The organism is Nonomuraea lactucae (assembly GCF_003313395.1).
In the GTDB taxonomy this organism is placed as follows: domain Bacteria; phylum Actinomycetota; class Actinomycetes; order Streptosporangiales; family Streptosporangiaceae; genus Nonomuraea; species Nonomuraea lactucae.
In genome coordinates this window covers 1-5,952 of the sequence record NZ_QNFZ01000839.1, presented here as the reverse complement: position 1 = coordinate 5,952, position 5,952 = coordinate 1, and the positions used below count along the sequence as shown (strand labels likewise).

The 5,952-nt window shown below is 72.0% G+C and carries 6 protein-coding genes; 5 read left to right on the top strand and 1 reads right to left on the bottom strand.

Annotated features, from left to right (window positions below; translation table 11 throughout):
* Positions 1–153 precede the first annotated feature (153 nt).
* A complete protein-coding gene (locus tag DQW85_RS29160; RefSeq protein ID WP_113703062.1) occupies positions 154–1,032 on the bottom strand; it encodes an EamA family transporter in 879 nt (292 codons plus the stop codon).
* Between the two features lie 183 nt (positions 1,033–1,215).
* Between DQW85_RS29160 and DQW85_RS29155 the strand changes: the two genes are divergently transcribed.
* The 5 genes from DQW85_RS29155 to resB all read left to right on the top strand — a co-directional run bounded on the left by DQW85_RS29155 (position 1,216) and on the right by resB (position 5,795).
* Positions 1,216–2,136, top strand: coding sequence for a LysR family transcriptional regulator (locus DQW85_RS29155; protein ID WP_113703061.1), 921 nt, complete (start codon positions 1,216–1,218; stop codon positions 2,134–2,136).
* Positions 2,137–2,190: 54 nt separating this feature from the next.
* Positions 2,191–2,832 (top strand): histidine phosphatase family protein, encoded by a 642-nt coding sequence (locus DQW85_RS29150; protein ID WP_113703060.1) that lies wholly within the window; start codon positions 2,191–2,193, stop codon positions 2,830–2,832.
* A 107-nt stretch (positions 2,833–2,939) separates the two neighbouring features.
* A complete protein-coding gene (locus DQW85_RS29145) occupies positions 2,940–3,506 on the top strand; it encodes a TlpA family protein disulfide reductase (RefSeq protein ID WP_113703059.1) in 567 nt (188 codons plus the stop codon).
* Complete coding sequence (locus tag DQW85_RS29140; RefSeq protein ID WP_113703058.1) at positions 3,499–4,221, top strand: cytochrome c biogenesis CcdA family protein; 723 nt, start codon at positions 3,499–3,501, stop codon at positions 4,219–4,221. The genes DQW85_RS29145 and DQW85_RS29140 overlap by 8 nt, the downstream gene beginning before the upstream one ends.
* The gene (resB, locus tag DQW85_RS29135; RefSeq protein ID WP_113703057.1) at positions 4,221–5,795 is read left to right on the top strand and encodes a cytochrome c biogenesis protein ResB; all 1,575 of its coding nucleotides are present in this window, start codon (positions 4,221–4,223) and stop codon (positions 5,793–5,795) included. The genes DQW85_RS29140 and resB overlap by 1 nt, the downstream gene beginning before the upstream one ends.
* The last annotated feature ends 157 nt before the right edge of the window (positions 5,796–5,952 follow it).

Genomic DNA, 5,952 nt, shown 5'->3' with positions numbered 1-5,952 from the left:
GGCACGCGGGCGCCTGGCCGGCAGCCCCCGCGGGCCGGCCCGGCGAACGCCCGCTCGGCCGGCTTCAGCTCGTCCATCACAGCTCCCTCATCGGATTGACGTCGCCCAGTGCCTCACGCGGCCCCCCTGGCCGCCAGGTGGCGGGGCGTGGCGTCAGGACGTACGGGAGGGGGCGGCCAGCACGGGTGCGGCCTGGCGGGGGCGGGTTCCCGCGTACAGGACGCCGGACACGATGAGCGCGCCCGCCGCGAGCTTGACCCAGGAGATCGGCTCGCCCGTCACCAGGGCGGCCGAGGAGAGGCCGAACACGGGCACCAGCAGCGTGTACGGCGCGACGGTCGAGGCGTCGTAGCGGCGCAGCAGCCAGCCCCACAGGCTGAACCCGCCGAGCGTGGAGACGAAGGCCACGTAGCCGAGCGACAGCCACCCCTCGGCGGGGGCTGACAGGCTGGGGACGCCCTCCACGAGCAGGGAGAGCGCCAGGAGCGGCGGCGCGGACAGGGCGCTCACCCACACCATGAACCGCAGGGAGTCGGACGGCGCGGCCCTGCGCTGGGCCACGTTGCCCAGCCCCCAGGCCGCGGCGGCGGCCACGCACAGGGCGAAGGCGCCGGCGGGCCCGCCGTGGCCGAAGTCGAAGGCGACGAGCGCCAGCCCGCCGAAGGCGAAGGTCAGACCGGCCACGCGCCGGGCGGTGAGCCGCTCACCGAGCAGCACCACCGCGAAGAGCACGGTGAACAGCGCCTGCACCTGTAGGACGAGAGATGTGAGCCCGGCCGGCATGCCGGCCCGCATGCCCATGAGCAGCAGGCCGAACTGCCCGACCCCGATCGTCGCGGCCACCCCGGCCACCCAGCGCCACGGGACTCCGGGCCGGCCCACGAACAGCAGCGCCGGGAACGCCGCCATGGCGAACCGGAACCCCGCGTAGAGAAGTGGTGGGAAGTGGCGCAGACCCACCTGCATGACCACGAAGTTGAACCCCCATACGGCCGCGAGGCCGATCACGAGGGCCAGGTGGCGCGGTGTCACGCAGAGCGGGGCTTCTGGTAGCGAACGCGCTGCTCCCGGGCCTGGTCGGCCAGGGCCTTGAGGTAGGAGACGGACTGGGACTGGTGCTTCTTGGTCTTAAGGATTCGCATGCATATATTTTCATCCGCTACAGTTTGGAGCACAAGCGAGACTTTCTACGCTAAACCCTTTAGTGTGGCTTACATGTTGGACTTGAACCGCCTCAAGGCCCTTCACGCCGTGCACGTCTACGGATCGGTGGGCGCCGCGGCCGACGCGCTCATGGTGACCCCATCGGCCGTGTCGCAGCAGATCGCCAAGCTGGAGCGCGAGACCGGCGCCCGCCTCGTGGAGCGCAACGGCCGCGGCGTCCGGCTGACCGACGCGGCCGGGCTGCTCGCCGAGCACGCCGAGCGGATCCTCGCGCTGGTGGAGACCGCCGAGGCCGACTTCGAGGCGCTGCGCGGCGCGGTGGTGGGCCGCCTGCAGATGGGGGCGTTCCCCACGGCGGTGCGCGGGCTGATGCCCGCCGCGCTGATGGGCATGCGGGAGCGCCACCCCGACTTGCAGGTCCTGCTCCACGAACGCGAGCCCGAGCGGGTCGTGCGCGAGGTATCCAGAGGAGAGCTCGACCTCGGCGTCATCCAGGACTGGATGAACCGCCCGATGGCCCTGCCGGACGGGCTGTCCAAGGCGACCCTCCTCGACGACATCGCCGACGTCGTGCTGCCCGGCGACCACCCGATGGCCGCGAGCAAGGAGGTCGAGCTGTCGTCGCTGAGCGGTGAGCAATGGATCAGCTCCTCTCCCGGCACCTGCTGCCACGACTGGCTGGTGTTCACGCTGCGGACCGCGGAGCTGGAGCCGGAGATCTCCTGCATGGCCGACGAGTACCCGACCCAGATGGCCCTCGTCGCCGCCGGCGTCGGCTGCGCGATCATCCCGAGGCTGGGCAGGGACCTCGTGCCCGAGGGCGCCAGCGTCGTTCCGCTTCGCCCGCGGCAGTCGCGGCGGATCTACGCGGTCTGGCGCACCGACGCCGCCCGCCGCCCGGCGATCAGGGCCGCTGTCGAGGCGCTGACCGAGGCCAGCCGCTGCCAGGAGAACTCCTGGGCGGTCAGCTGATCGAGATGTCCTGTACCCGATCGCGCGGCGCGGGTGGATAGGCTGTGGCTCACCATGGCTGAAACCACCGTCGTTCATCTGATGCGGCACGGTGAGGTGCACAATCCCAATGGCATCCTCTACGGCAGGCTGCCCGGCTACCACCTTTCCGACAACGGCCGGCTCATGGCCGAGGTCGTCGCCAAGGCGGTCGCCGCCCGTGACATCGTCGCCCTCTACAGCTCGCCGCTGGAGCGCGCCCAGGAGACCATGGCCCCCCTGGCGGCCACGTTCGGCCTGGAGGTGACCTCCGACGACCGGCTGATCGAGGCGGGCAACCTGCTGGAAGGCCGCATGGTCGGGCAGGGCCTGGCGGTGCTCCGCGACCCCCGCAACTACCGATATTTCTGGAATCCGATGCGTCCGTCGTGGGGCGAGGCCTATCCTGCGATCATCGACCGGATGCGGTCGGTCATCGACGACGCCAGGCGGGCGGCGCGCGGCCACGAGGCGGTGCTGGTCAGCCACCAGCTGCCCATCTGGGCGATCCGCATGGCGGCCGAGGGGCGGCGCAGGCTGTGGCACGACCCGAGGCGCAGGCAGTGCGGGCTGGCGAGCCTCACCACGTTCACGTTCGAGGGCGAGCGCCTGGTGAGCGTCGGCTACAGCGAGCCGGCCGGTTCGCTGGCCAAGGGGCCGTCGATCCCGGGGGCCTGACCCACGGCCCGCGACTGATCGCCGCGGGTGGCCCCAGCGTCCCGGGCGGCCGGTCCCGCCGGTAGAGTTGCAAGCTCTACCGGTTGTAGTACAAGGAGATCTTCCCCGTGCGCGCGAAGTCCGTCTCCCTCATCCTCCTGGCCGTCCTGGCCGCCGGCTGCGCGGGCAGCCAGCCCGGGCAGCCCCAGGCGGGTGACACGCGCTTCGTCGCGGGCGACGGCAAGATGCAGGTCTTCGCCGCGGCCGACCGCAAGGCGGCTCCAGCGATCGAGGGGCCCACCCTCGAAGGCGGCACCGCCTCGCTCGCCGCGCACAAGGGCAAGGTCGTGGTGCTCAACTTCTGGGCGTCGTGGTGCGGGCCCTGCCGGGCCGAGGCCCCGGTGCTGAAGGAGGTCGCGGCCAAGACCAAGGCGAGCGGCGTGGAGTTCGTCGGCGTCGACTTCAAGGACCGCAAGGCCGACGCGCTGGCGTTCGAGCGCACCGAGCAGCCCGGCTATCCGAGCATCTTCGACCAGCCCGGCAAGGTGGCGCTGGCCTTCCAGGGCACGGTCCCGCCCGCGGCCATCCCGTCCACGCTCGTCATCGACGAGCAGGGCCGCATCGCCGCCCGCGCTCTCGGCGCCGTCCGCTACACCGACCTGATGGAGACCGTGACCAAGGTGCGAGATGAGTGACGTCGTCGCCTCCGGGTCGCTGCTCCTGGCCGTGCCCATCGCGGTCCTGGCCGGGCTCGTGTCGTTCCTGTCGCCGTGCGTGCTGCCGCTGGTGCCGGGCTACCTGTCGTACGTGACCGGCATGAGCGCCGACCCCCGGAGGGGGCGGCTGGTGCTGGGCACCGTGCTGTTCGTGGCCGGGTTCGCGGCGGTGTTCGTGGCCGGCGGCGTGCTGTTCGGCGGGCTCGGCGCGGTGATGCTCGGCAACGCCGAGGTCATCACGCGGGTGGTCGGCGTGCTGACGATCCTGCTCGGGCTGGCCTTCCTCGGCGTGCTGCCCGGCCTCATGCGCGACGTGCGCATCCACCGGCTGCCGTCGGCGGGCCTGGCGGGCGCGCCGCTGCTCGGCGTGGTGTTCGGGCTGGGCTGGACGCCCTGCATCGGGCCCACGCTGGCGGTCGTGCTCGCGCTCGGGCTCAACGAGGGCAGCGCGTCGAGGGGGGCGCTGCTCGCGGTGGCGTACGCCCTCGGGCTCGGCGTGCCGTTCGTGATCGCGGCCCTGGCCTACAGCAGGGCGCTGCGCACGTTCCAAGCCGTCCGCCGGCACTCGCGGCTGATCACCCGGATCGGCGGCGGCATGATGGTGGCGGTGGGGGTCCTGCTCGTGACGGGCCTGTGGGGAGAGATGATCGCGTCCATGCAGGGGTTCATCGGCGGGTTCAGGCCGGTGATCTGATGACCGTGGACGAGCTGCGCAAGCAGGAGACTCCCGGGCCGTCCGGGCTGGGCCCCGTGGGCTGGCTGCGGTGGGCGTGGCGCACGCTCACCTCGATGAAGACGGCGCTGATCCTGCTGTTCCTGTTCGCGCTGGCCTCGGTGCCCGGCTCCCTGGTGCCGCAGCGCGGCGTCGAGCCCGAGAAGGTCGCGCTGCTCTACCAGAACAACCCCACGCTGGCCGCCTGGTACGAACGGTTCCAGCTCTTCGACGTCTTCACCTCGGCCTGGTTCGCCGCGATCTACCTGCTGCTGTTCACCTCGCTGATCGGCTGCGTCATCCCGCGCGCCGCGATCTACCTGCGCGAGCTGCGCCGCCGGCCGCCCGCCGCACCGCGCAACCTGTCCCGCCTGCCGCACTTCGCCTCCTTCGACGGTGGGCTGACCGCCGAGGAGGCCGCCAGGCGGCTGCGCGGCCTGCGTTTCCGGGTCGACACCGGCGACGGCTGGGTGGCCGCCGAGAAGGGCTACCTGCGCGAGACCGGCAACCTGCTCTTCCACGTCGCGCTGCTCGGCCTGCTGGTCGCGGTCGGGGCCGGCTCCCTGTACGGCTACCGCGGCAACGTCCTGGTGGCCGAGGGCGACGGGTTCGCCAACACCGTCGCCGCCTACGACCGCTTCATCCCGGGCCGCCAGGTGTCCGCCGAGTCGCTGGAGCCGTACTCCTTCACGCTGAAGGACTTCCGGACCACCTACCAGGTGGAGGGCGACAAGAAGGGGCAGGAGCTCGACTACTCCGCCTTCCTCTCGGTCAGCGACGCGCCGGGGGCGCCCGAGCGCGACTACGAGCTGAAGGTCAACGAGCCGCTGGAGATCAACGGCACGCAGACCTACCTGATCGGCCACGGCTACGCGCCCGTGTTCAAGGTCACCGACGGCAAGGGGCAGGTGGCCTTCGAGGGGGCGGTGCCGTGCCTGATCGAGCACAAGCCCACGCTCACCTCGGGCTGCGTGGTCAAGGTCCCCGACGCCCGGCCCGCGCAGCTCGGCTTCCTGCTGAGGTTCCTGCCGACGAGCGTGCCGATGACCGACGGCACCTACGCCTCCGCCTTCCCCGGCGCGCTCCAGCCGGAGGTGCAGGTCCTCGGGGCGTTCTCCGGCGACCTGGGGATGCGTTCGGGCCGGCCGCAGTCGGTGTACGAGCTCGCGCCGCCCGAGGTCATGAGGACCCTGACGCCGCTGGTCATGGGCACGGCGGTGCCCCGGCCGCTCGCCGTCGGGCAGTCGCTCGACCTGCCGCGGGGAGCGGGCAGGCTGGAGTTCACCGGCGTCAAGGAGTGGATGACGCTGCAGATCGCCTACGACCCGGGCCGGCTGCCCGCGCTGGTGGCCGCCGCCGTGGCGACGGTCTCGATCGCGCTGTCGCTGATGGTCCGCCGCCGCCGGGTGTGGGTGCGGGTCGCCGGGACGGGCTCCGGCGGGAGCACCGTCGAGGTGGGCGGGCTGACCCGCACCGAGGGCTCCGCGGCCGGTTTCGCCGAGGAGTTCGCCGACATCGTGAAGGTTCTATCAGCAGGAGACAAGGATGCCCGCTGAGCGACTGGCCGAGGTGAGCGACCTCTTCATCGTGGTCGCCGTCCTGCTCTATCTCTTTTCCATGATCGGCTTCGCCCTCGACCTGGCCTTCGGGCGGGCCCGCGCCGGCGTGCCGGCCGAGCGCGCGATTCAGCCCGCCGCCGTGGGCGCCGGCGGT